The following is a 23648-nucleotide window of genomic DNA, read 5'->3' on the forward strand; positions in this document are numbered from 1 at the left end:
GATGAGTAATCCCTTTGGCCCCGGCCCGTTTCAGCCCAATCCATTCGGCGCCGGCGCGCCCGGCCCGCATCCGGTACCGCAGCCGCCGCCGCGCCCACCGAGCGATGAGGCCAATGTGTTGGCGACGCTGTCGGTGGTGTTCGCTTTCGTCTTCGCACCGGCGGGACTGATTCTGGGGCACTTGGGGTTAGCCCAAATTCGCCGCACCGGTCAGCGGGGTCGCGAGCGTGCCTTGGTCGGGGTGACGCTGTCGTATGTGTTCATCACCGCGTTGGTGGTCGCGCTGATCGTCGGGGCGCTCATGCCCGATGCGAACTCGACTCAAGCCGCAATCCAGACAACGGCTACCACGAAACCGTCGGCCGCGCCGCCGACCGTAACGCCCGCGAATATGGATGGTTTGCTGCCCACCCTCGATGACGTCAAGAATTTCACGGGCGATGACGCATTGACCGTCCGTCTGACGAAACATCAACCCACGCCGGATTCCTCAAGGGGCAGCGCCGACCGATCGGACTGCTGGGGCGTTTTCGAGTATGGTGCCCCCGAGGCTTACGATCTCGGAGCCGTCGTCGGCTACTCCGAGTCGGCTTTTTCCGACACTCACGATCCCCTGACCCAGTGGAGCCTTGGTGGAGCCGCCGCTGGATTTCATGATGCGACCGCGGCCGAGGCTCAGCTTGCGAAGCTGCAATCCATCTGGCGGCAGTGTGGTGGCTCAACGATCAACCGGACCCGGTCCGACGGCCAAACACACCGGGTGGACCTGAAGCCGCCCGCCGGCGCCGAAAATGGGATCTCAACGATGGAAACCGTGTCGGATATCGGAGTTCCGTACACCGGCGTCCGTGCGATCGCCAGCAAGGCCAACGTCTTCGTCGATGTCGGGGCGTGGTCGACGGCAAGCGCAGAGCGTGTCAGGCAAGCCGCCCTGGCTATCACCAACTTCATCCTGAACAAGATCCCGGGCTAGGCATGACGAACCCCTTCGGCCCCGGCCCGTTTGCGCCGAACCCATTCGGTGCAGGCTCGCCCGGGCCGCAGCACCAGCCAATGCAACCACCTCCGGTCCAGCCGCGGGATGAGGCCAATGTATTTGCGACGCTGTCGGTGGTGTTTGCCTTTGTCTTCGCTCCCGCTGGACTGATTCTGGGGCACTTGGCTTTAGCGCAGATCCGCACCAGCGGTGGTCGCGGACGTGATCGTGCTCTGGTGGGTGTGACGCTGTCGTATGTATTCATCACCGCGACCGTGGTCGCGCTGATCGTCGGCGCGACGCTGCCCGACGCGTCGCCCTCTCGGGTCGCGGCACCTACCGCGACGACCACGCCGCCCGAGCCTTACCGACCTGATCCTCGGCTAGCCCGAGCGGCTTCTCAGCCGCCGAATCCGGTCGCCGGCGCCGCGACGGTAGCCGGGCCGCCCACCCCGAGGTGGCTGGAGGCGAAGGCGACTCCTTTGTCGATCATGGCGCCGTCGTCGGCGTAGGTGTCGTGTGCGGCGAAGTTCATGCCGTCAGAGCAGACCGGGTCTTCGGTGGCGCAGACCTTGACGGTCTTGTCCTGGTAGAGCGGGCCGATGACCACGGGTGGTTCGTTGAGGAAGTTCATCGCCCGCACGTTGGGCATGCCGAACAGCACGACCGAGGAGACGTGGCTGGCGACGTCGGGGGACAGCGGTTTGGGGACGGTGTTGGGGTCGATGCCGTCGGGGACCGAGGCCGAGGTGACAAAGCCCATCACGGCCGCGCCCTGGGAGTAGCCGCCGAGCACCATTTTGGTGTTGGGGCAGTCGTGGGCCATCGAATTGACATGGGCGCCCGCGTCTCTGACGCCGTCGATGCCGGTGGCCCATTGGTCGCTGGCGGGGTAGTTGACCGGGTACACGTCGAACGAGCGTCCGCCCACGCGCTGGCGCAGGGAGTCGACGAAGGCCTGGCCGGTGGGGCCCACACCCGGCGCTTCACCGGTGCCGCGGGCGAACACCACTTGCACGTCGGGGCACTGGGCCGAGGCGGTGGGGATGACGGAAGTGGACAAGGCCGAAACGGCCACGCCCGACGCTGCGAGAACTGCTGCTGAACCGAGGGAATGAACGATGTGACGCGCAATCATGCCGCCATTGTGCCCAGCCGACACGCCGCTTAAACACAGGAAACACCGAAATTACAGTGTTCTCATAAAATAACCGCCGCTGATGCGGTCGGGCTGAGATCGGTTGCGCCCGGCACGCATCCGGTGCAGCCGAGCGCACCCTCGAGTGCCCGCCCGTCATCGAGGCCGCCCCGCGGGCGTCGCGACCGGGCCGGAGCGCGGGCCCCGGATGCAATGTGGTCTGCTACTTGTAGTTACGAGCCCGAGGCACGGTGAAGCAACAGCCGGACTCGGCAAGCGGCTCGAGTGGATGCGGCGGCGAAGTTGAACGCGATAGCGCAGGCCCTGAACACGGTCACGGACCACGTGGCCAACCCGGCGCGGGTGTCGGACCCCGACAAGTTGCGCCGCACCGTCTTCGGCAAGACCGCCTTGGTGACCGGCGCCTCCTACGGCATCGGTGAGGCGACCGCACGCAGCCTGGCCGCCGCGGGGGCGAGGGTCCTGGTGGTCGCCCGGTCCGAGGAACGACTCCGCGATCTCACGGCGTCGATCAAGGCCGGCGGGGGTGAAGCGGTCGCCTACCCGACCGACCTCACCGACGAATCCGCGGTGAGTGGGCTGACCAAGCAGATCACCGAGGAGCACGGCCCGCTCGACATCGTGGTGAGCAACGCCGGCAAGTCACTGCGCCGCTCGTTGCATGAGCAGTACGACCGGCCGCACGACTTCCAGCGCACCATCGACATCAACTACATGGGGCCGGTGCGGCTGCTGCTGGGGTTGCTGCCGGCCATGCGCGGCAATGGCAGCGGGCACATCGTGAACGTGTCGAGTGTCGCCGTGCGAGTGGCGCCGGGCCCGCAATGGGGTGCCTATCAGGCATCCAAAGGCGCCTTCGACCGGTGGCTGCGCAGCGTCGCACCGGAACTGCATAGCGACGGCGTCGACGTCACCACGGTCTATTTCGCGCTGGTCCGTACCAGGATGATCGCGCCCACGCCACTGCTGGGCCGTCTTCCCGGATTGTCCCCGGACGAAGCCGCCGACGCGATCGCCAAAGCGATCATCGAGCGGCCACGCACCATCGAACCGCCGTGGGTGTTGCCTGCCGAGTTGGCCTCGGTGCTGTTGGCCGGGCCGGCCGACTATGCCGCGCGGCTATGGCACCGCCGGTTCTTGTCCGAGCCCGACACCGACGAGGACGACGATGACGAATGACCGCGTGGTGACCACCGCAGCCCGGGCCCTGCTGCACTCCGGTCTGCTCAGTCCGCCGGCGCCGCTTGCGGGTTTCCGGCTTCTTCGTGAGGCGCGCCGCGGCGGGACGAATCCCTACACGCTGTTGGCGGTGACGACCGCGCGTTGGCCCGACCGGACGGCGATCGTCGATGACGACGGGGCGCTGAGCTATCGACAGCTGCAGCAGGCGACCGAGTCGCTTGCGCGTCGGTTGTCCGCCGACGGCGCTGCACCCGGACAGGCGGTCGGAGTGATGTGCCGCAACGGACGCCGTTTTGTAGCGGGCGTTTTCGCCGCCGCTCTGCTGGGCGCCGACGTCGTGCCCATGAGCACGGAGTTCCGCAGCGATGCGCTGGCGGCCGCGGTGCAAGCTCACCGCATCTCGACCGTGGTCGTCGACGACGAGGAATTCGCCGAGCGAGTCCGGGCCGCGGACGAATCGGTCGTCACGGTCGATCCGGCGACCGTCGGCAGCGACGAGGACGCGCCGAGGCCCGCCGTGGCCGCACCCGGCCGCATCGTGCTGCTGACATCGGGCACCACCGGGAAACCTAAAGGCGTGCCGCGCACACCGCAGCTGCGTTCCGCGGTGGGTGTGTGGGTGACGATCCTCGATCGCACCCGGTTGCACACCGGTTCACGAGTTTCCGTGGCAATGCCCATGTTTCACGGGTTGGGGCTGGGCATGCTGATGCTGACCTTCGCGCTCGGCGGCACCGTTCTCACCCGTCGTGAGTTCGACGCCGAGGCGGCGTTGGCTCAGGCGTCGCTGCACCGCGCCGATGCCTTCACCGCAGTGCCCGTCGTGCTCGCCCGCATCCTGGACCTACCCGAGCAGGTGCGGGCGCGAAACCCGCTGCCGTACTTGCGGACCGTCATTTCCAGCGGTGACCGCCTGGACCCCAGTCTGGGCCAGCGGTTCATGGACGCCTACGGCGACATCCTCTACAACGGTTACGGCTCCACCGAGGTCGGCATCGGCGCGCTCGCCACGCCGGCGGACCTGCGCGAAGCTCCCGAAACCGTGGGAAGGCCCGTCGTGGGGTGCCCGGTGCGCATCTTCGACAAGAACGACAAGCCGGTCGGGCCGCGGGTCACCGGGCGGATATTCGTCGGCGGCGAATTGACCAGCGAGGGCTACACCGACGGTGCGGCAAAAGCCGTGGTCGACGGGATGACCAGCACCGGCGACATGGGCTATCTGGACAACGCCGGCCGGCTGTTCATCGTCGGCCGCGAAGACGACATGATCATCTCCGGCGGCGAGAACGTTTATCCCCGAGCGGTCGAGAACGCGCTCGCCAAACACCCCGCGATCGCCGACAGCGTGGTGATCGGCGTCCCCGACGAACGGTTCGGTCAGCGCTTGGCCGCGTTCGTGGTCGCGCAGCGGGGCGATGAGGTCGATGTGGCGGAGCTGCGCGAGTACCTGAAGGGCCGGGTCTCTCGCTTCGAACAGCCCCGCGACATCAACGTCGTCGACAACATCCCGCGCAATCCCGCCGGCAAGGTGCTGCGCAAGGAACTGCTCGGCTGACGATTCACTCCTCGCCGGGCTCCAAAGCGGCGACCTGCTTGGCCAGCCAGTTGGGTGCCAGCGCCGAGATCGCGGTGGCGCCCGCCGTCGAACCCAGCACACCGGACCAGGCCACCGGCCCCAACGGTGTGCACCCGAAGAATTGACTGAGCACCGGGGTTTGCACGATGCCGACCAGGACGCCGGCGCTGCCCAGGGCGGTCGCCACGACGAGCGGGCTGTGCCGGCGTGTCAGCAGCGTCTGCGCCAGCTGCGTAGTCACGAGCGCGGTCAAACCCATTGTCGCCGTGCGGCGTTCGGTACCAGGTGTCCATCGTCCAATTGCCCAGGCGGTCGTTGCGCCGGCGGCCGTGACCGCGCCGCGAGTGACGATCTGGCGCATCAGCGGGGCGTCGAGCGAGGGAGTGGGACCGGTCAGCACCGCGCGGCGGTGCAGCCGGCGGGCCTCCTCGGCGGCCTCGGCTGATTCGTAATCGGCTTCGTCGGGCTCGACGTACTGCGACGTGACCGCCACCGCGAGCGCGGGGAACATGTCCGTGAGCAGGTTGACCAGCAGCAGCTGGCGCGTCCCCACCGGGGCGCGGCCCTGCCCGAAGGCGGTACCGATGATCGTGAACAACACCTCACCGACGTTGCCGCCCACCAGGATCGTGACCGCGTCGCGAACCCCGCTCCACATGCTGCGGCCCTCGACCAGGGCGTCCATCAGCACACCCAGGTCCTCATCGGTCAAGACGATGTCCGCGGCGCCCCGCGCGGCCGACGAGCCGCGACCGCTCACCCCGATGCCGACGTCGGCCATCCGGATGGCAGCGGCGTCGTTCGCGCCGTCGCCGACCATCGCGGTCACCCGCCCACAGCGCTGCAGGGCGGCCACGATCTGTACCTTCTGTTCCGGGCTGACCCGGGCGAACACCTGCACGTCGGCGACCAGCCGCGCGCACGCGTCCTCGTCGAGGCCGGCGAGTTCGGCGCCGGTCACCACACGCACGCCTTTGGACAGCCCCAGCTGCCGGGCGATCGCCCTCGCGGTGATCGGGTGGTCGCCGGTGATCAGTACCACGTCACGGTCGGCGTCCACCAGCGCCTCGATCAGCGGGCGCGCCGATGCGCGTGCGGTGTCGGCCAAGCCGACGTAGCCGAGCAATTCGAGGTTCTGCGCCGCGGCGTCCACGGCGTCGGCGTCGGTGTCCTCGTCATCGGTCTCGTGCTTCCAACCGCGTTGCGCCACCGCGAGCACCCGCAAGCCCTGCTCGGCCAGGCCGTGCACCACGGCCTCCGCCCGCGCCTGGTCGGCTTCCGGGTCGGCGAACTTGCAGCGCGGCAGGATGACCTCGGGAGCCCCCTTGAGTATCAGCACCGGCGCGTCCGCGGGGTGGCCATTGGCAGTGCCGTCGTGGCCAGCGGTGCCGATCGCGGCGGCGAAGCCGCGACTGGACTCGAACGGCACCTCCGCGAGCATCTTCCAGTCCGAATCACTTTGCCCGTTAAGCGAACTCGCCGCGGTCAGGATCGCCTCGTCGGTGGCGTGCGCATGTCCCTGGCCTTCCTGCGGCTGGGCGGACGCGCGGGCGGCGGCCCGCAGCAGGCCGGCGGATTCCGGGTCGGTGAGTTTCGGGAAGGGGTCGTGCGGATCGACCTCGTCGGGAACGGCGCACACGACGCGCAGCCGGTTCTCGGTGAGCGTGCCGGTCTTGTCGAAGCAGATGGTGTCGACGCGGCCTAACGCCTCGATGGTGCGCGGTGCGCGGACCAGCGCCCCGCGCGCCGTCAGCCGCTGCGCGGCCGAAAGCTGGGAGAGGGTGGCCACCAGCGGCAGCCCCTCGGGCACCGCGGCCACCGCGATCGCGACACCGTCCGCGACCGCCTGACGCAGCGGCGCGCGGCGCAGCAGCGCCAACGCCGACACCGTCGCACCACCGGCCAGCGTCAGCGGCAGCACCTTGCTGGTCAGTTCCCGCAGCCGGGCTTGGATCCCGGCCGACGTCTCGACGTCGGCGACCGCCGAGATAGCGCGGTGCGCCGCGGTGCCGACGCCGGTGGCCACGACGATCGCCCGGGCATGCCCGGCGACGATGGTGCTGCCCTCGAACAGCATGCTGGCGCGGTCCGGGTCGTTGACGGCGACGGGATCGACCTGCTTGTCCACCGGAAGCGACTCGCCGGTCAGCAGGGACTCGTCGACCTCGAGGTCTTCCGCGACCAGCAGGCGCGCGTCGGCCGGGACCACTTCTGGCGCGGCCAGATCGATGACATCGCCGGGCCGCAGGGACTTCGCGGACACGGTCGCCGTCCGCGTCGCGTGCCGGGCGGCCTCGAGCCGGCGGCGGGTCGTCGCGACGGCCGGAACGACCACGCGGCGCACCAGCTGATCCTGTTCGGCGAACAGCTCGGCGGCGGCCGACTCGGCCCGCAACCGTTGCGCCCCACCGGTTATCGCGTTGACGGTCATGACGCCGGCCACCAGCAGCGCATCGATGTTGCTGCCGACGATCGCCGACGCCGCCGCGCCGACGGCCAGGATGGGAGTCAGCGGGTCGGCGAGTTCGGTCCGGGTTGCCGAGGCCAGCCGGACCACACTGTGCAAGGGCTTGCGCAGAGGTTCCAGCGCCGGGCTGTACGACAGGTCGTCGAGGCGGCGTCGCCAGGACGGCTCGGTTTCGACGGCGATGGGCCGAGCGCCGCCGGCCAGTCGCGAGTACACGATCTCGGGATCCAGTGCGTGCCAGGCGGTCAGCGGTTGGGGAGTGGGGTCCGGCAGCCGAAGCACCCTGGTGGCCGAGAAGGTTCCCGCCAGCAGCGCGGTGGCCGCGGCGGCATTGACCGGGTTGAGCCAACGCCGGAAGCTCACCGGGCTGGTGCCCGCCTCTTCTTCACCGGTGACGAGCAGCAGACCGGCCAAGGTGGTGCCGCCCTGCGCCAAGTGCACCGCCGATTCGCTGGCCGACCGCGCCACCGGGATCGCCGACAGGATCCGCACCGCGTCGGCCAGGTCGGTGCCGGTGATGATGTCCGCCGTCCACGCCGTCGCTGCGCGTGGATCATCAAGCGCGACACCGACATCGGCGATAGCAAGTGCGGCCAGGGTATCGGTCGAGGCGAAGTCGCGGTGCAGCGCGGTGATCAGCAGCACCGGTCCGCGATCGGCTCGCAGCTCACGGACCACATTCAGCAGTGGCGTGCCGGGCGGATGCGTGGTGCCGACGCTGGCGGTGAGGTCCTCGGTGCCCGCGACATGTCGTAACACCACTCGCGCGCCGGTGCGGTTCGCGGTCTGAAACAGCGGAATCGCGTAGGGGTCGACCTCCCAGCCCACGTCGACGCTGCCGACGCATTCGCCGTCGACGATCAGGTCGGCGCTTTCCAAGCCCTGCGCCGGCGTCGCCGAAGGCCCTTGGGTCCGAACCCATCTCAGTCGTGCGCCGGTCGCGGGCAGCTCGTCCGGATCGGGCTCGGGCGCCTCTTCGCCGTGCAGCAGCGCGTCGGCCACCTCGTAGACCCGGTCGTCGTCCCAGCCGGGAGCGTCCCCGCGGACACGCAAGACGGCTCGGTGATCGCCTCGCAGCGCCGCACCGTCGATGACCACCACCTTGACCCGGTCCAGCCTGCGCAGGGCGCCCGGGTCGAGGACCAGTTGTCCCGAATTGGCAAGCCCGCGGCCCAGTATCGCGGCGAACGCCTGGCGGCCCATGTGCGCGGCCCGGGGCACGCCGGCCTCGATGGCCGCGGCCGCGTCCTCGGTGCCGCCGCCGGCGACCAGCGCGCTGACCGCGGCGATCAGCGAGCCGTTAGCCGCCGAATCGACATAGCTTTCCACCGGGCCGGCCATCGAGCCTTTGGCCTTGTCCATCGCGGCGTCGATCGTTCCGCCGACCACGACGTGGGAGGCCTCGCCGGCCGCCGCGGCGGCCCAGCTGTGCCGGGGCAACTCCGACTTCGCCGAGGAGATCACCGGGACGACCGGAGCCTGGGGACGGTCGGGGGAGGCGAGTTGCGGCTCGCGGTCGCGCCACACGCGCCGGTGCGCCGACGCCTCGGACACCTGCAGGGTGCGTTGCGTCAGGTCGAGCATCGGGGTGCCGAACGATTGGGTCAGACCGTGGGCGGCCGCCGTTGTCGCGGCCAGGGCGATGTCGGTGCCCACCCGGCCCAGCCGGGCCTCCAGGATCGAGACCATGCGCGGTTGATGATTGATGAGCGCGGCCGCGGCGCGGGTGGTTTGCGGCGCGGCGGGCAACCGGGTCACCCACCCGGTGACGGCGGCCCCCATCGCGACGAGGTCCATCGCGGCCGCGGTGAGCGGCACCAATATGGCCAGCGGGTTCCCGGGGTCGGCGAAGGGCGCGGACGGCAGTTGCGGCTCCGGCTTCGACCAGGTGATGTCGGCGGCGATCGAGGACACCGTGGCACGCACCTCGTCCAGGACGGCCTCGTCGGCGCCATCGGAGAGTTCGAGCACCAGACGACCCAGTGCGCCCTCGACATGGGCCTCGGCCACGCCCGGGATCCGGCGCACCGGCTCTTCCACCGCGGGCGCGTATTCGTGCCAGCTGGGGAACGGCAGCAGCGGATCCAAATCGAGGTGCACGCGGTGCCCGCTATGCCAGCGCACCGGCGGCAGGATGGCGGCGGGCGAGCCGTTGGACGAGCTGTCCAATCCGATCGCGCGGCCCGTGGTTTGCGCGACCGATTGGATGACCGGGCCGGCGAGTTCGGTTACCGGACTGGTCAGCGTCTGCAGCGCCCCCGCGGCCCCTGCCGCGGTGGAGACACCGGCCCGTACCACCTGCGCGGCTCCGCCAGCTACGCCAGCGACCACGCTGGAAACGCCGGGAATTTTCACTCGTCGCCCTTCACTTCGTCTACCGCGCCTAATGATCCTGACGTGTGGAGGACCTGTCCACACGTGGGCGGGAAGGTAAGACCGTGCGACGACACCTCGGACAATGCAAGCCGATGCAGGTCGGGCCTCCCTTAGATAGCAAGGGTGCGATTACGTCCCTGCTCAGAGGTTACCGGGTTGGTGACAAACCAAACGTGCTGAACAGGCCGGGGTCAAGGAAGACGGTGATGCCGGCGACCCCGGTAGCGCCGGTGGTCAGGACATGAATGGAATGGGCCGCCATCGCCCCGTCGGCGCTGCGCCGGTACTCGGCAACGGCGGGTTGAGCATTCGCGGCCGTCGGGATCATCACGATGTCGCCGGGCTTGGCCAGAGCCCGCCGGTCAAGGAACCGCAGCACCGCGTCGCGGCCGGTGAACCACACTGGCATGGGCGGCATTTCGAGTTTGACGTCGGCTTGCAGCAGCGCCGTCAGCGCCGCCATGTCCGCGTTTTCGAATGCCGCGCAATATCGGTCGAGCAGTTCGCGACGCTGCACATCGCCGGGCTCTGACATGCCGTCCTCGGCGGGGGAGACTTCGGCAAGGTGGGCCCGGGCGCGTTGCAGCGCACTGTTGACCGCCGCGGGAGTGGTTTCGAGGAGCTCGGCGACTTCGGCGGCGCTGAACTGGACGATGTCGCGCAGAATCAGCACCGCGCGCTGCCGCGCCGGCAACTCTTGCAGCGCGGTCATCACCGCGAGCCGCACGCTCTGCTTGGCGGTGAGGTCGTCTTCGGGACTCTTGAACATCGTGTCGGGAATGGGCTCGAGCCAGGCGTGCGCGCCGGCCTTCGCGTCGAAATCGGTGTCCGGGTCGAGCGAGCCGTCCGCCACACCCATCGGCAGCACGCGGCGGGCGCGGTTCTCCAGCGCGCGGAGGCAGGCGGTGGTCGCGATCCGATACAGCCACGTCTTCAACGCTGCGCGTTCCTCGAATGCCTCATAGCCGCGCCAGCCCCGCAGGTACGTTTCCTGGACCAGATCCTCGGCGTCGTGCACCGAACCCAGCATGCGATAGCAATGAGCGATCAGCTCGGCCCGATAGGGCGCCGCCTGCTCGACGAAATCTTCCTGCGCCGGCACGACCGTCTCCTCTCGGCTGCGAGGCGAACCTACTCCCTTAGAGACCTCGCGCCGCCGAAATTCATCGGTCTGCACGCGATGAATCCCGGTGCCGCTCCGTATCTGCATTAGTGAAGACGCGGCCAGGGCCGCAGACCACGCCAGAGAGTGAGAACGACCATGACGCACCCCCGCACCTCCCACGCCGATGGCCTCGTCGGCAGCACCGCGATCGTGACCGGAGCCGGCCGCGGATTCGGCCGTGCGATCGCCTGCGCGCTGGTGGCGGCGGGCGCACGGGTCGTCGGCGTTGCGCGCACCCGATCGCAACTCGAAGCGCTGCGCGCCCAGCTCGGCGACGCGTTCACCCCGGAGGTGGCCGACGCCGCCGATCCTGAGACCGCCGGTCGGCTCATCGACCGGTACCGGCCGCGCACACTTGTGTTGTGCGCCGGCGCCACACCGCGGATGATGCCGCTGCAGGATCAGACGTGGGAGACGTTCGGTGAGAACTGGAACGTCGACGTGGCGCAGGCATTTCACTGGATTGGCCACGCGCTGCGGCGCCCGCTGACACCGGGCAGCTCGGTGATCGTGATGTCCAGCGGCGCCGCGCTGAACGGATCGCCGCTGTCCGGCGGCTATGCGGGTGCCAAGGCGACCGTCAGGTTCATCACCAGCTATGCCGCCGCGGAAGCGCAACGCGCCGGGCTGGGGATCGGCTTCACCGCGATGTTGCCGCGGCTGACGCCGGCCACCGACCTCGGTGCGGTCGCCGTCGCCGCCTACGCAGAACGACAAGGCGTCGACGTCGACTCCTTCCTGCGGGCCGCCGGACCCGCGCTCACCGCCGAGCAGGTGGGCAAGTCGGTCCTGGAGATCGCCCGCGGCGATGCCGCAGAGGACGGCGCGTACCTCCTCAGTGCCACCGGCTTGACGCCGCTGTCCTGAGCACCCCACCCGAAAGGTGAACGACGATGAAGACACCGCCGATCGTCTCGGCCCAAGCGTGGGCGACGGCCCACCAGCAACTGCTGACAAAGGAGAAGGAACTCACCCGGGCCCGCGACGCGCTCGCGGCCATGCGACGCCGGATGCCGTGGACCCCGGTGGACTCCCAGTACGAGTTCGACGGGCCAGAAGGAACGACCAGCCTGCGGGGCCTGTTTCAGGGCAGGCGCCAACTGGTTGTCTACCGCGCCTTCTACGGACCCGACATAGACGGCTGGCCCGAGCACGGCTGCCGGGGCTGCTCGATGATGGCCGATCATGTCGGCAACCTGGCCCACCTGAACGCCCGCGACACCACACTGGTGTTCGTTTCGCGTGCGCCGCAGGCCGACATCCAACGCTTGAAGGAGCGGATGGACTGGAAAATGCCGTGGTACACCATCACCGATGGCTTTGACACCGACTTCGGCGTCGACGAATGGCACGGCACCAACGCCTTCATCCACGACGGCGACTGGGTGTTCCGCACCTATTTCATCAACAACCGCGGCGACGAGGCGCTGGGAACCACCTGGAGCTTCCTCGACATGACCGCACTGGGGCGCCAGGAGAACTGGGAGGATTCCCCCGATGGCTACCCGCAGACCGCTCCCTACGAGTGGTGGGACTGGCACGACGCCTACGGCGAGCACGAGCCGTCCCGCTGGTTCGGTGAGCCCGACCCCGACGATCCCAATGACATCCGGCCGCCGCGCGGACAATAGTGGCGGCAGTTTCGGATTTTCGGCTGATTAGTAGGCCCAAAAACACGAATGCGCGGTAGCCGTCAGACGGCTACTCGCGCAATATCTCGCTCAGAGCTTCGGGCTATAGAATTCGGTGGTTCGCCCTGTCGACCTGATACCCGGCAGGAAACGATTTCTCGATGACCTGCAGCTGATGATCCACCCTGGACTCCAGCTCGAGCACCACACAGCTATCGCTGAAGGATTTCGATTCGAGAACTATGTACCGCTGACCACAATCGGTGATCGGGTCGCCCGAGTGCAATTTCTCGACCGACACCGACTCCGGAGTTCCATCTGCCTCCATGCAATGACACGTTAGGTCAATTCCGCAACTGAGGGAATAGACCGCTACGTCGTGCCGGTGCCCCGCTGCTTGAAGAACACACTGACGTGAGAGATCAACCCGTCGCCGTTCTGCTCGAACAAGATGCATTCGGGCCACGTGCTTGCGACGTCATCGATCTCGAATGTCTCGGACAGCTCGGCGAACGACACCCGCGAATCCACCCGCGAGACCCGCCGCACGTGCAGCCGATGGCCCTGCAGGTTGGTGCAGACCTTGCGCAGGTAGGCGACATAGTGCGCCTTGCCCTCGACCACGTCGCAGAACGGCCCCTCCCGGACCAGGCCTTCCTCGGCGATGGTGTCGGCCAGTCCGTCCCAGTCGTGAGCGGCCAGGCATTCCAGGTACCGCTCGACCACTTGCCCTTGGGTGCCCATGTCTTCTCCGCCCACTCGTGAGTCCACGGTAAGCGTCGGGTCGTCGCAAGGCTAGGTTCCTCTTATGAGCTGGTGGACCGTGCACGCCGAACGGACGCTGTCTGAGCACGTGCCCGCGCCGCCCGACGCAGTCCGCGACTTCTACGTCGACCTCGACAACATCAAGCTGGTGCACCCGCTGATCGTGTCGGTGGAAACGGTGTCCCGCAGCGCAACCCCGGATGGTTACCAGCAGACCTACCGCGTCGTCGACCGAATTCCATTGGGGCCGTTAACCATACGCACCAGCTATCAGGCCCGGCTGCGAGTGCCCGCGCGCGGCGACGTGCATACCGAGGCGGATCAGTCGCCCGGGGTGCGGCTGCGCGGCACAGTGAGTTTCGATCCGGTCGGCGGCGGCACCCAAGTCACCGAACGGATAGGTATAACCGCGCCACGGCCATTGGCCGGGGTGACCATCCGCGAAGGGGTCAAGGCGCACGTCAAGATGCTGGCCGGCATCCGGAGTCACTTCGAGTCAGGGAGGTCGCAATGAAGTGCCGTGGCGCGGTACTCGACGGGGTCGGCAGGGACTGGGAGATTCGCGAAATCGAACTCGATCCGCCCCGCGCGGGTGAGGTCCTGGTGCGGATGACCGTTGCCGGTGTCTGCCACTCCGACGACCACCTGGTCACCGGCGACGTGTTGCCGACCCCCGAGGTGCGGGCTATGACCGGCATCCCTGAACCGGACTGGTTCCCGATGCTCGGCGGCCACGAGGGCGCCGGGGTCGTCGAGGAACTCGGGGCCGGCGTGACGACGGTGCGGCCGGGCGACCATGTGGCGATGTCCTTCATCCCCGCGTGCGGCAGCTGCCGGTTCTGCGTGAGCGGTCACAGCTACATCTGCGACGCCGGTGCGACCCTCTTCTCGAGGGAGATGCCGACCGACGGAACCTGCCGCCGGCATCTCGGCGACGAAAACCTCATGGCCTACGGTCAACTCGGCACCTTCGCCGAATACGCGGTGCTCACCGAGAAGTCCGTCATCAAGATCGACGACGCGATTCCCTTCCATGCGGCGTCGCTGGTGTCGTGCGGCGTCAGCACCGGCTGGGGCACCGCAACGATCTCGGCGGGCACCGAACCCGGTGACACCGTCGTCGTCATCGGCACCGGTGGTGTCGGGATGAACGCCCTGCAAGGGGCCCGCGCCGCCGGTGCGAAATACGTCGTCGCGGTGGATCCCGTTGAATTCAAACGGGATACGGCCAAGATCTTCGGCGCGACGCACAGCGCCGCCTCAGCACAGGACGCGATACCGTTGCTGGCCGACATCACCGCCGGTGTCATGGCCGACCGCGTCCTGGTGACCGCAGGCGTGGTCCACGTGGACCTGATCCCGTTGGCCATGCGGCTGCTCCGCAAGGGCGGAACGTGTGTGGTCACCGGCATCACCCCGTACACCGAACACACGGTTCCGCTTGTACTGCAGGAGATGGTGCTGTCGTCCAAACAACTCAAGGGCGCGCTTTACGGCGGGATGAATCCGCGCACCAGCGTGCCGATGTTGTTGTCGATGTATCAGGCGGGGGCGCTGAAGCTCGACGAGTTGGTCACCCGCCACTACCGGCTCGACGAGATCAACCAGGCGATGGCGGACCTACGGGAGGGCCGCAACATCCGCGGAATCATCGACTTCGCCGAGACGTGACCAACGCCGGCGGGTTCACCGCGCCAATCTCGCCCGCAGCTCCCGCTTGAGCACCTTGCCGTAACTGTTTTTCGGCAACTCGTCGACGAATTCGTACCGCTTGGGGCGTTTGAAGCGGGCGACGCGCCGCAACAGGTGGGCGTCCAACGCCGCGGGGTCGACCGCGCCCACGATGAACCCGACCACCACCTCACCCCACTCGGCGTCGGGGGTGCCCACGACGCATGCCTCGGCGACGTCGGGGTGCTCGAGCAGGGCCTCCTCCACTTCGCGGGGGTAGATGTTGCTCCCGCCGCTGATGACGACGTCCTTCGACCGATCCCGCAGCGTGAGAAATCCGCGCGCGTCGAACGAGCCCATGTCGCCGGTGTAGAGCCAGCCGTCCTTGAGCGTTGCGCGCGTCGCATCCGGATTCTGCCAATATCCCGACATGACCGCGTCTCCGCGGCAGACGATTTCGCCGATGACACCCGGTGGCGCCGGACGGCCGTCCGGGCCCAGCACCGCGACCTCCATGCCCGACCGCGCATAACCGACCGAACCCAGAATCGCGTCGTCGTCGGATTCGTGGTCGGCGCGGCGCAGCCCGGTGATGGTCATCGGTGACTCGCCCTGCCCGTAGATCTGCGCGAAGACCGGGCCGAATGCCGCGATCGCCTTGCGCAGGCTTTCGACATACATCGGCCCGCCGCCGTACACGATCGCCTTCAGATTGGCCGGCCGGCTGCGGCCGGTGTCCACCAGCCGCTGCACCATCGTCGGTGCCAGGAATGCGCTGACGGCCGGGTGATGCTCGCAGAGGTCCAGAAACTCGTCGGGCTCGAACCCGCCGGACTCCGGCACGACCTGACGGGATGCGCGCAGCACGTACGGCAGGATGTAGAGCCCGGAGCCGTGCGACATGGGCGCCCCGTGCACGAGGCTGCACTCCTGGTCCGGGGCGTCGATGTCGGCGAGGTGGGCGACCGTCATCGCCATGAGGTTGCGGTGCGACAGCATCGCGCCCTTGGATCGGCCGGTGGTGCCACTGGTATAGAACAGCCACGCCAGCGCGGCCGGATCGGTGCGCGGCGGTTGTGCCGGATAGGCGCCGAAGCGTGCTGAATAGTGTTCGGAATCAATGAGTTCCGTCGGAGTCGCGGTCATCGGCGCGAGCTCGACGCCGATGGCCGACGAGGCGAACACCCGTGCGGCACCCGCGTCGTCGAGGATCTGCGCCATCTCGCGCGGATGCAGCTTGTAGTTGATCGGGACTACGACGCATTCGGCGGCCCAGATCGCGAACATCAACTCGATGATCTCGGGACGGTTGTGGGTCGCGATGGCGATCCGCGCACCCGCGCCGTGCTGTCGCCCGAGCGAGGCGGCCAGGCGTAAGGCTCTGTCGCGCAACTCAACCCACGTACACACGAGGCGATCCCCGTGATACACCGCACCGCGATCGGGAAAGCGACTCGCGGCCTGATCGAGCAGTGCGAACAGATTCATCGCTCGATCCACTGCGCCGCCAGCGCCGACTCCGAAAGATACCTCGTCGAGCTCCAGCCGCCGTCGACCACGATCGTCTGACCGTTGATGAAGCTGCCGCCCGGCGAGCACAGGAAGGCGACGGTGCTGGCGATGTCGTCGACGCGGCCGAGTCGCTGATGCGGCGTCATCTCGGTGTTGATCTTGCGGAAACGCTCGTCCTCCAAGCGCTTTTCGACCATCGGCGTCACCGTCACGCCGGGCGCGACGGCGTTGCAGCGGATCCCGGACGCGCCGTATTGGCACGCGATGTGCGTCGTCAGCGCGGTCAACCCGCCCTTGGCCGCGGAGTAGGCGCCGCCGCGCAGGCCGCCGACGACCGCGAAGGTCGATGTCACGTTGATGATCGCCGACCCGGGCGCCATGTGCGGCAGCACGTCTCGGGCGAGCCGAAACGGCGCCCGCAGCATCAACCCCAGGAAGTAGTCCAAGGTCTCGTCGTCGGTTTCGTGCAACGGTTTGGGGCTGCCCGCGCCGGCGTTGTTGATCAAGAAGTCGATGTGGCCCCAACGGTCGACGGCGAGGTCGACGATGCGGCGGGGCGCGTCATCGTCGGTGAGATCGACGGCCAGTGTCGCGACGCGGTCCGGATCGTCGATCGCGCTTGCCAATTCGGCCAGTCGCGCCTCGTCACGGCCGGTGCCGACGACCGCCATGCCCATCTCGGCGAGCTTCTTGGCGCACCCCAGGCCGATCCCGCTACTGGCACCCGTGACGATTGCGACCTGCATCTCATCCATCCTTCATCAGCGACGCCCGGATCTGATGCTTGAGTATCTTGCCCGCGTCGTTCTTCGGCAGGGCATCCCAGAGCACGACCCGTTCCGGGGCCTTGAATTTGGCGACACCTTTGCTCACCAGCAGGGCAAGCAAGCTCGCGGCATCCGGGGTCTGTCCGCCCGTGGGGACGATGACAGCACACGCCCGCTCACCCGTGCGGTCGTCGGGCAGTCCGACCACTGCGATCTCGGCGATGCCGGGATGGTCGGCGAGCAGGTCCTCGACCTCCTTGGCCGAGATGTTCTCGCCGCTTCGGATGATGACGTCCTTGGCCCGTCCGGTCACGACGAGGTACTGGTCCTCGAAACCGGCTGAGACCCACCGGCCGAGATCCCCGGTGCGGAAAAAGCCGGCGGCATCGACGGAATCGTCCTCGGCGTGTCGGTATCCCAGGAACATCTGCGGACCGCGCACACATATCTCCCCGTCGCCCGGCGCCGCGGCCTCGTGCGGGACTAGCGTGATTTCGGCGATCCCCGGCCGGCCGTCGGTGTCCGCCGCGGGACCGGCTTCGTCGGGCCGGGGGGCGCCGACCGTCGCGACCGGCACCTCGGTGCAGCCGTACACCCGGGTGACCACCGCGCGATCGAAATACTCTGCGGCGCTGCGGATCAACGATGGCGACACCGATGCGCCACCGCAGATGAACACCTTGAGGGCGGGTAGCCGGGTGCCGGCGCGCTGCGCGGCCGACAACAGCTGTTGCAAAAACGGTGTCGCGCCCGCCATGTGTGTACACCGCTGCGAATCCATCAGCGCGACCGCCTCACCCGCATCCCAGCGGTCCATCAGCACCGCAGTCGTGCCCAGCAACAGTGGGCATTCGAAGGCATATATCGAGCCGCCGATGTGAGCGACCGGCGACGGCACGAGGAACGTGTCGCCCGGCGCAATCACCCAGTGGTCGCGGATCTGACAGATCAACGCGTGCACCGAATTATGGCTGTGCAGAACACCTTTCGGCCGGCTGGTGGTGCCGGAGGTGTACAGGATCATCCGCACGGCATCAGGATCCAGTGTAGGCAGCGCCGAGTCCCGCGTCGCAGGGTCCAGCAGTGCCGCATACGGTGTGTGCGGCCCGGCGTCACCGCGCAGCACCACCACCTCCGGCGGGCGGCTCGTCGCGGTCGTCACGCGTTCGAGCATCGCCGCGTAGTCATGGCCGCCGTGTTGCCGTGGAACGAAGACCACCGCGGCATCCGCGTCTTCGAGCATGTAGCGCAGGTCGTGGTCGCGCAGCGACGGCAGGATCGGGTTCACCACCATCCCGGCCAGCGTCGCGGCCAGGTAGATGACGGCGCTCTCGTGCCAGTTCGGCAACATGAACGACACTGTGCTGCCCGTCGGCACGCGTTCCAGCAGGGCACCGGCCAGCGCGCGGGCCTGGTTGTACAAGGTGGCGCAGTCCAGACGAAAGTCTCTGTCCACCAATACTGTTCGGCGGGGCGTACGGGACGCGGCCATGCGCAGTGCATCGGCGAGCGTTGTGTGCACCCACAAACCGCGCCGGTGCGCCTCCGCCGCATACGCCGCACTGTACGGGGCGATCACCTCAGCTGGCCTGACCATCCACGCGACGCATCGTCATCGCGTACCGGAACCTCGACGACAGGTGGGTGTTGATCGTCACCTGGGCCACCTCGCCATCGGAGGTGGTGTAGGTGCGCCGCATCTGTAGCGCGGCCGTACCCGCTTCGACACCGAGGCCGTCCGCCAACTCCGGGGAGAGTTGGACGGCGGCGATTTCTTGGTGCAACTGGGCCACGCTCACACCGAAAAGGTCCTCGATCAAAGGAAATATCGGGCCGGCGTGGCGTTGCAGGAGCCGCCCCACGGCCGCGAAACTCCGGCTGATGTAGTACTCAGTTCGGCACACCGGAACGGAGTCACCCTCGCCCCGCCGGTACCCGCGGACCGACAGCCATTGGGTGCCCACCTCCAGGCCGGTCCGGGCTGCGATGTCGTCGTCGATCGTCACCATCGCGTTGGACTCGATTGTGAGTTGCGCGCCGGCCGCGAACGCAAGGAGGTCGTCGATCGACATCGCGTCCTGTGCATAGGAACTCGACGCCGGCCGGGGAACCACCCGGGTGCCCGCGCGCGGCCGGGAAGCCACCAGGTTGTCCTCGCGCAGGCGGCGCAGCGCCTCACGGATGGTGTAGCGGCTGACAGCGAAACGCTCGCATAGTTGATGCTCGGTGGGCAACTGCGAACCCACCGGGTACACCCCGTCGACGATCTCCTTACGCAGAGTGCGCGCAATCTGCAGGTAGCGGTGGTCGCCCGCGATCGCCTGCGGCATCATGGTCCGTCCGGTCTCGGGCGCAACGCCAGCACGCTGCCCTCGCCGTCGGCCGAGACGTACAGCGTCCCATCCGACGACGCGGTGATGCCGGCGAAGGGGCCCTGTGGCCCGGAAAACGGTGGCATGCCGCGCAGGGGCTTGGGCGTGACGCCCGGTGGGGGGCCGACCGGCAGCCCAGCCGCGATCGTCCGCCGTGCGTTGGTCGCCAGATCGAACGCGATCAACTCCTTGGCGCCCGCGTCGACCACGTAGAGCACACCGTCGCTGACCAGAAGGCCCTGCGGGCGTTGCAGATCGGCGATCACGGTGTCGATCCTCGACCCGCTCACACGGAGCACCCGGCCGGCTCCAGCCTCGGCCACCAGACAGGTCCCGTCTGCGTCGATCGCAACCCCGACCGGCTCACGCAGCTCCTTCGCCAGCACCTGGACACCACCCGATTGCAGCGACAGCACCCGTCCGGTGCCCAGCTCCGCGAACACCACACCGCCGGCGCTCAACGCGATGCCGTAGAGCTGGTCGAAACCGTCTGCCAGCACCTCGGTTTCGCTCGCCTCGGGCCGGTACCGGGCGACCTGGCCGCCCGAGGTGGTGACGATGAACTCGCCGGGTCCGCTCGCCGCGAGGCCGCGCAGGAAACCGGGATAGCCGGGGCTGAACAACATCCCGGCCGTGCGCAGCGATCCATCGGGCTGGGCGACGTAAAAGTAGGTGCCGTCGGCGATGTAGAGCCGCCCATCGTGGCCCATCGCCAGGTCCATCGGCCAGTTGAGGCCGCCCGACAACACGGATCGCGTTGTGCCGTCCGGTGATATCTCGGTGATCTCGCCGGTGAAGTTGGACACGAACAACCGGTCATCGACAAAGGTGCAGTTGTCCAGGCCCGGATTCAGTTGGGCGAGCAGGCGTTGTTCGCCGGTACGTGGATCGATGCGTAGCACCTGCCCGCTGGCCACCTGCGTCGAGACGATGTAGCCCTGCGCATCGAACTTGACCGAGTCCGGCACACCGAGGCCGGTTGCGACACACTGTGGCTCGCCGCCATCGGGGTCTATGCGCCAAATCTCGTTGGCGCCCATCACCGGGAAATACAACAGGCCGTCCGGGCCGACTTCCATCGCGTTCGGCGAAGGCACGTTCTCCAAAAGCACCCGTGGCGGTCCGCCCGCCAGGTCGAATTCCAGCAGCCGCCCACCCTCACGGCATTCACCGACGAACAACCGGCCCCGGTGAAAGGTGATGCCGTTGGCTGACGGCACGTCGTCGCGAAGCACTCGCGTGCGGCCGCCGGTGTCGCGCACGCTGACCCGGCCGTCCATCACCTCGGTCGCGTACAGGTTGCCGCCGGCGTCGAACGCAACGTCATCGGGCGCCACGATGTCGCCGCCCTTGGGGCTCGCGGTCACGAGTTCCCCGGTGCGGTGATCGAGCGCGCTGATCTGACTGCCGGTCACCTGCGCGATGTAGATGCGCCCGTCCGGGCCGGTGCGCAGACCGTTGGCGCCGAAGAGCCGGCTGGTCGCGGTGATTCGGTCGAGCTCCCAGCCCTCGGCGACGTAGACGGGCTGGGGCGCTGCATACCGTGAAGGCAGCGTTGAGATGGCCCTTGAGATCGACATGCGCGCCGAGGTCCTTCCGTCAGCCGTTGGGCTGGACGCTATCAATTCCTCTTAGTCCAGACAATAGCTGGCAAAGCAGGGCAAGCCGACCTTGACAGCCAAGTCCACCGATCGGAATAGTGTTCTCCAACGGACAGAATGCGATATTTTGTCCGGACAAAACGCAAGTGATCCCGCCGCGGACGCGAGACGCGATGGCGGCAGGGGAAAGCAGGTCATGGCCGATCACGACGGACTTCTAGGGCTCGACGGACGTGTCGTGGTGGTTTCCGGCGCCGGCGGGGGCGGCATCGGCACGACCGTGACCGCCATGATCGCGCGGGCGGGCGCCACCGTCATCGCGGTGAGCCGGTCGAAGGAAAACCTCGACGAACACGTTGCTCCGCTGGCCAAGCAGGGGCTACCGGTGCTGCCCGTCGCGGCCGACGCCTCGACCGATGAGGGCATCGCGACGGTGATCGACCACGCGCGCCGCGCCGACGGCGACTTGTACGGGTTGGTCAATGTCGCGGGCGGTGCCGAACCGTCGACCTGGATGCCGTCCACCCGGGTGACGCGTGTCGACTGGCGCAAGATCTTCGCCGACAACCTCGAGACCGCCTTCTTCATGAGCCAGGCCGTGGCCAGTGACCTCGTCGCGCGGCACCGGCCGGGGTCGATCGTGTCGATCTCCTCGATCAGCGGCATGAACACCGCGCCGTTTCACATCGCCTACGGGACAGCCAAAGCCGCGATCACGGCGATGACGCGCACGATGGCCGTCGAGCTGGCGCAGGCCGGAATCCGGGTCAACGCCGTGGCCCCCGGCGTCACCGAGACCGCGGCCTCGCGCACCTACGTCGACGAGGACCCCGAGCGGGACCGCCGGGCGATCGCGATGGGCCGTCGCGGCCGGCCCGAGGAGCAGGCCGGCGCCATCCTCTTCCTGCTCTCGGAGCTGTCGAGCTACGTCACCGGCCAGACCCTGCTCGTCGACGGCGGGCTGGATCTCAAGTGGAGCCATCTCGGCGCCGACAACACGTCCCTGTTCCTTAAAGACGAGTCCTTCCGCGCGGCGATCAGGAGGATGTGATGACCGACCTGGCCAAGGGCACGAACTCGCAAGCGGCCGAGGAACTCTCGACGCCGATGACGATCGGGGTCGACGCCTACATCTCCGAGGACTATGCCCGCGCCGAACGAGACAAGCTGTGGCGCAAAGTCTGGCAGCAGGCGGGCCGCGTCGAGGAACTGCCCGAGGTGGGCAGTTACCTGACCTATGACATCCTCGACGACTCGATCATCGTGGTACGAACCGGCGAGGACGAATTTCACGCCCACCACAACGTCTGCATGCACCGGGGCCGCCGGCTGATCGACACCCCCGAAGGCGCCAAGAACGCCTGCGCGCGAGCGCGAAAGTCGTTTGTCTGCGGCTTTCACGGCTGGACCTACGGTCTGGACGGTGCGTGCACACACATCCGCGAGCAGCAGGACTGGCAGGACGCGCTCACGCCCGACAACACCCACCTTCGGCCGGTGCGGGTCGACACGTGGGGCGGCTGGTTGTGGATCAACATGGATCCCGATTGCGAGCCGCTGGCCGACTACCTGTTCCCCGCCGCGAAGATTCTCGATCCGTTCGGCTTGGAGAACATGCGCTTCAAATGGCGCAAATGGGTGAATTTCGATTGCAACTGGAAGGTGGCGCTGGAGGCGTTCAACGAGACCTACCACGTCTTTACCACCCATCCCGAGTTCAACAAGTTCGGCGAATTCAAGGGATGGGCCAAGGCGCAAGGCAGACACAGCAACATCGGCTATGACGCCCCGGACGACCTCGCGGCGACCAAGTCCAAGATCCGCCTCGGAACCGGTGCCGATCCCCGCGTGTCTACGGCGGAGATGCAGATCTACACGATGGAGGAAACCAACACCTCCACCACCGAGACGCTGGTGAACGCCGCCAAGCGCCTGGTGGACGAACTGCCCGCGGGCACACCGGCCGATAAGGTTCTCGAGCACTGGCTGGCCTCGGCGCGCCGCGACGACGAGGCCCGCGGTGTGATCTGGCCGACGATTCCGGTCGACATCCTCGGGCAGGCCGGCACCGCGTGGCAGATCTTCCCGAACTTCCAGATCGGTCAGGGCCTAACGGTCGCGCTGTGCTACGCCGCGCGCCCGCACCCCAGCTACGATCCGAACAAGTGCATTTTCGAGGTATCGGTCTTCGAACTCTACCCGAAAGGCGCTGAGCCCCACACGGAATGGGAGTACACGCCGGTCGGCGACCCGAGGTGGCGCTCGGTGCTGCCGCAAGATTTCTCCAACATGGCCGCCGTGCAGCAGGGCATGAAGTCTTCTGCCTTCCCGGGCACCAAACCCAATCCGTATCGCGAGCGCAGCACCGTCAACCTCCATCACCAACTGTCGAAGTACATGGGTACCGGCGAACCGCAGGAGCTTTGAG

20 protein-coding genes are annotated in these 23648 nt (G+C 67.8%); 10 read left to right on the forward strand and 10 right to left on the reverse strand.

Translation table 11 applies throughout. From position 1 onward, the window contains the following. Position 1: 1 nt before the first annotated feature. Together AC5Y4H_RS10870 and AC5Y4H_RS10875 are read left to right on the forward strand one after the other, a co-directional pair. Positions 2-973 (forward strand): sensor domain-containing protein, encoded by a 972-nt coding sequence (locus AC5Y4H_RS10870; protein ID WP_499981333.1) that lies wholly within the window; start codon positions 2-4, stop codon positions 971-973. 80 nt (positions 974-1053) lie between these two features. Next, positions 1054-1488 carry a DUF4190 domain-containing protein gene (locus AC5Y4H_RS10875; RefSeq protein WP_499981335.1) on the forward strand — a complete coding sequence of 145 codons (435 nt, stop codon included), beginning with the start codon at positions 1054-1056 and terminating at the stop codon, positions 1486-1488. On the opposite strand, the gene AC5Y4H_RS10880 is transcribed toward AC5Y4H_RS10875, so the two are convergent. After that, a complete protein-coding gene (locus tag AC5Y4H_RS10880) occupies positions 1377-2114 on the reverse strand; it encodes a cutinase family protein (protein ID WP_499981338.1) in 738 nt (245 codons plus the stop codon). The two genes, AC5Y4H_RS10875 and AC5Y4H_RS10880, sit on opposite strands and share 112 nt — an antisense overlap. 303 nt (positions 2115-2417) lie before the next feature. On the opposite strand from AC5Y4H_RS10880, the gene AC5Y4H_RS10885 reads away from it, so the two are divergent. After that, positions 2418-3314 carry an SDR family NAD(P)-dependent oxidoreductase gene (locus AC5Y4H_RS10885; RefSeq protein ID WP_499981607.1) on the forward strand — a complete coding sequence of 299 codons (897 nt, stop codon included), beginning with the start codon at positions 2418-2420 and terminating at the stop codon, positions 3312-3314. Then, complete coding sequence (locus AC5Y4H_RS10890; RefSeq protein WP_499981340.1) at positions 3304-4872, forward strand: AMP-binding protein; 1569 nt, start codon at positions 3304-3306, stop codon at positions 4870-4872. The genes AC5Y4H_RS10885 and AC5Y4H_RS10890 overlap by 11 nt, the downstream gene beginning before the upstream one ends. Before the next feature lie 4 nt (positions 4873-4876). Here the strand turns inward: AC5Y4H_RS10890 and AC5Y4H_RS10895 are convergent, their stop codons facing one another. After that, positions 4877-9715: a cation-translocating P-type ATPase gene (locus AC5Y4H_RS10895; protein ID WP_499981342.1), complete on the reverse strand. Its 4839-nt coding sequence runs from the start codon at positions 9713-9715 to the stop codon at positions 4877-4879. A gap of 169 nt (positions 9716-9884) precedes the next feature. Further along, positions 9885-10838, reverse strand: a complete 954-nt coding sequence (locus AC5Y4H_RS10900) for a sigma-70 family RNA polymerase sigma factor (protein WP_499981344.1) — start codon at positions 10836-10838, stop codon at positions 9885-9887. A gap of 159 nt (positions 10839-10997) precedes the next feature. On the opposite strand from AC5Y4H_RS10900, the gene AC5Y4H_RS10905 reads away from it, so the two are divergent. Then, positions 10998-11768 carry an SDR family NAD(P)-dependent oxidoreductase gene (locus AC5Y4H_RS10905; RefSeq protein ID WP_499981346.1) on the forward strand — a complete coding sequence of 257 codons (771 nt, stop codon included), beginning with the start codon at positions 10998-11000 and terminating at the stop codon, positions 11766-11768. Between the two features lie 26 nt (positions 11769-11794). Then, entirely contained in the window at positions 11795-12532 is a 738-nt protein-coding gene (locus AC5Y4H_RS10910; protein ID WP_499981347.1) for a DUF899 domain-containing protein, read from the forward strand. A gap of 103 nt (positions 12533-12635) precedes the next feature. On the opposite strand, the gene AC5Y4H_RS10915 is transcribed toward AC5Y4H_RS10910, so the two are convergent. Both AC5Y4H_RS10915 and AC5Y4H_RS10920 read right to left on the reverse strand, forming a co-directional pair. Beyond that, positions 12636-12860: a hypothetical protein gene (locus tag AC5Y4H_RS10915; RefSeq protein ID WP_499981348.1), complete on the reverse strand. Its 225-nt coding sequence runs from the start codon at positions 12858-12860 to the stop codon at positions 12636-12638. 44 nt (positions 12861-12904) lie between these two features. Further along, on the reverse strand, positions 12905-13276 hold the full coding sequence (locus AC5Y4H_RS10920) for a nuclear transport factor 2 family protein (protein ID WP_499981350.1): 372 nt from the start codon (positions 13274-13276) through the stop codon (positions 12905-12907). Positions 13277-13340: 64 nt separating this feature from the next. Between AC5Y4H_RS10920 and AC5Y4H_RS10925 the strand changes: the two genes are divergently transcribed. Both AC5Y4H_RS10925 and AC5Y4H_RS10930 read left to right on the forward strand, forming a co-directional pair. Next, the gene (locus AC5Y4H_RS10925; RefSeq protein ID WP_499981351.1) at positions 13341-13811 is read left to right on the forward strand and encodes an SRPBCC family protein; all 471 of its coding nucleotides are present in this window, start codon (positions 13341-13343) and stop codon (positions 13809-13811) included. Continuing rightward, on the forward strand, positions 13808-14968 hold the full coding sequence (locus AC5Y4H_RS10930) for an NDMA-dependent alcohol dehydrogenase (RefSeq protein ID WP_499981352.1): 1161 nt from the start codon (positions 13808-13810) through the stop codon (positions 14966-14968). The genes AC5Y4H_RS10925 and AC5Y4H_RS10930 overlap by 4 nt, the downstream gene beginning before the upstream one ends. Before the next feature lie 15 nt (positions 14969-14983). Here AC5Y4H_RS10930 and AC5Y4H_RS10935 read toward each other — a convergent pair whose 3' ends face one another. The 5 genes from AC5Y4H_RS10935 to AC5Y4H_RS10955 are packed head-to-tail and all read right to left on the reverse strand — an operon-like array spanning position 14984 to position 21199. Further along, entirely contained in the window at positions 14984-16456 is a 1473-nt protein-coding gene (locus tag AC5Y4H_RS10935) for an AMP-binding protein (protein WP_499981354.1), read from the reverse strand. Next, positions 16453-17235, reverse strand: coding sequence for an SDR family NAD(P)-dependent oxidoreductase (locus tag AC5Y4H_RS10940; protein ID WP_499981355.1), 783 nt, complete (start codon positions 17233-17235; stop codon positions 16453-16455). Before AC5Y4H_RS10940 ends, AC5Y4H_RS10935 begins: the two co-directional genes overlap by 4 nt. Further along, positions 17228-18844, reverse strand: coding sequence for an AMP-binding protein (locus tag AC5Y4H_RS10945; protein ID WP_499981357.1), 1617 nt, complete (start codon positions 18842-18844; stop codon positions 17228-17230). The genes AC5Y4H_RS10940 and AC5Y4H_RS10945 overlap by 8 nt, the downstream gene beginning before the upstream one ends. Beyond that, a complete protein-coding gene (locus AC5Y4H_RS10950) occupies positions 18828-19577 on the reverse strand; it encodes a GntR family transcriptional regulator (protein ID WP_499981609.1) in 750 nt (249 codons plus the stop codon). Before AC5Y4H_RS10950 ends, AC5Y4H_RS10945 begins: the two co-directional genes overlap by 17 nt. Then, a complete protein-coding gene (locus AC5Y4H_RS10955) occupies positions 19577-21199 on the reverse strand; it encodes an SMP-30/gluconolactonase/LRE family protein (protein ID WP_499981359.1) in 1623 nt (540 codons plus the stop codon). The genes AC5Y4H_RS10950 and AC5Y4H_RS10955 overlap by 1 nt, the downstream gene beginning before the upstream one ends. A gap of 217 nt (positions 21200-21416) precedes the next feature. Here AC5Y4H_RS10955 and AC5Y4H_RS10960 point away from each other — a divergent pair, with 217 nt between their 5' ends. Together AC5Y4H_RS10960 and AC5Y4H_RS10965 are read left to right on the forward strand one after the other, a co-directional pair. Then, the gene (locus AC5Y4H_RS10960; protein ID WP_499981360.1) at positions 21417-22271 is read left to right on the forward strand and encodes an SDR family NAD(P)-dependent oxidoreductase; all 855 of its coding nucleotides are present in this window, start codon (positions 21417-21419) and stop codon (positions 22269-22271) included. After that, positions 22271-23647 (forward strand): aromatic ring-hydroxylating oxygenase subunit alpha, encoded by a 1377-nt coding sequence (locus AC5Y4H_RS10965; RefSeq protein WP_499981363.1) that lies wholly within the window; start codon positions 22271-22273, stop codon positions 23645-23647. Before AC5Y4H_RS10960 ends, AC5Y4H_RS10965 begins: the two co-directional genes overlap by 1 nt. The last annotated feature ends 1 nt before the right edge of the window (position 23648 follow it).

The organism is Mycobacterium sp. NGS58 (assembly GCF_059812385.1).

Bases quoted from the DNA above. Each gene is read 5' to 3' on its own strand.
- AC5Y4H_RS10870 (WP_499981333.1), top strand. From the start codon at position 2: ATGAGTAATCCCTTTGGCCCCGGCCCGTTTCAGCCCAATCCATTCGGC.
- AC5Y4H_RS10875 (WP_499981335.1), top strand. From the start codon at position 1,054: ATGCAACCACCTCCGGTCCAGCCGCGGGATGAGGCCAATGTATTTGCG.
- AC5Y4H_RS10880 (WP_499981338.1), bottom strand. From the start codon at position 2,114: ATGATTGCGCGTCACATCGTTCATTCCCTCGGTTCAGCAGCAGTTCTC.
- AC5Y4H_RS10890 (WP_499981340.1), top strand. From the start codon at position 3,304: ATGACGAATGACCGCGTGGTGACCACCGCAGCCCGGGCCCTGCTGCAC.
- AC5Y4H_RS10905 (WP_499981346.1), top strand. From the start codon at position 10,998: ATGACGCACCCCCGCACCTCCCACGCCGATGGCCTCGTCGGCAGCACC.
- AC5Y4H_RS10910 (WP_499981347.1), top strand. From the start codon at position 11,795: ATGAAGACACCGCCGATCGTCTCGGCCCAAGCGTGGGCGACGGCCCAC.
- AC5Y4H_RS10915 (WP_499981348.1), bottom strand. From the start codon at position 12,860: ATGGAGGCAGATGGAACTCCGGAGTCGGTGTCGGTCGAGAAATTGCAC.
- AC5Y4H_RS10920 (WP_499981350.1), bottom strand. From the start codon at position 13,276: ATGGGCACCCAAGGGCAAGTGGTCGAGCGGTACCTGGAATGCCTGGCC.
- AC5Y4H_RS10925 (WP_499981351.1), top strand. From the start codon at position 13,341: ATGAGCTGGTGGACCGTGCACGCCGAACGGACGCTGTCTGAGCACGTG.
- AC5Y4H_RS10930 (WP_499981352.1), top strand. From the start codon at position 13,808: ATGAAGTGCCGTGGCGCGGTACTCGACGGGGTCGGCAGGGACTGGGAG.
- AC5Y4H_RS10935 (WP_499981354.1), bottom strand. From the start codon at position 16,456: ATGAATCTGTTCGCACTGCTCGATCAGGCCGCGAGTCGCTTTCCCGAT.
- AC5Y4H_RS10940 (WP_499981355.1), bottom strand. From the start codon at position 17,235: ATGGATGAGATGCAGGTCGCAATCGTCACGGGTGCCAGTAGCGGGATC.
- AC5Y4H_RS10945 (WP_499981357.1), bottom strand. From the start codon at position 18,844: ATGGTCAGGCCAGCTGAGGTGATCGCCCCGTACAGTGCGGCGTATGCG.
- AC5Y4H_RS10950 (WP_499981609.1), bottom strand. From the start codon at position 19,577: ATGCCGCAGGCGATCGCGGGCGACCACCGCTACCTGCAGATTGCGCGC.
- AC5Y4H_RS10955 (WP_499981359.1), bottom strand. From the start codon at position 21,199: ATGTCGATCTCAAGGGCCATCTCAACGCTGCCTTCACGGTATGCAGCG.
- AC5Y4H_RS10960 (WP_499981360.1), top strand. From the start codon at position 21,417: ATGGCCGATCACGACGGACTTCTAGGGCTCGACGGACGTGTCGTGGTG.
- AC5Y4H_RS10965 (WP_499981363.1), top strand. From the start codon at position 22,271: ATGACCGACCTGGCCAAGGGCACGAACTCGCAAGCGGCCGAGGAACTC.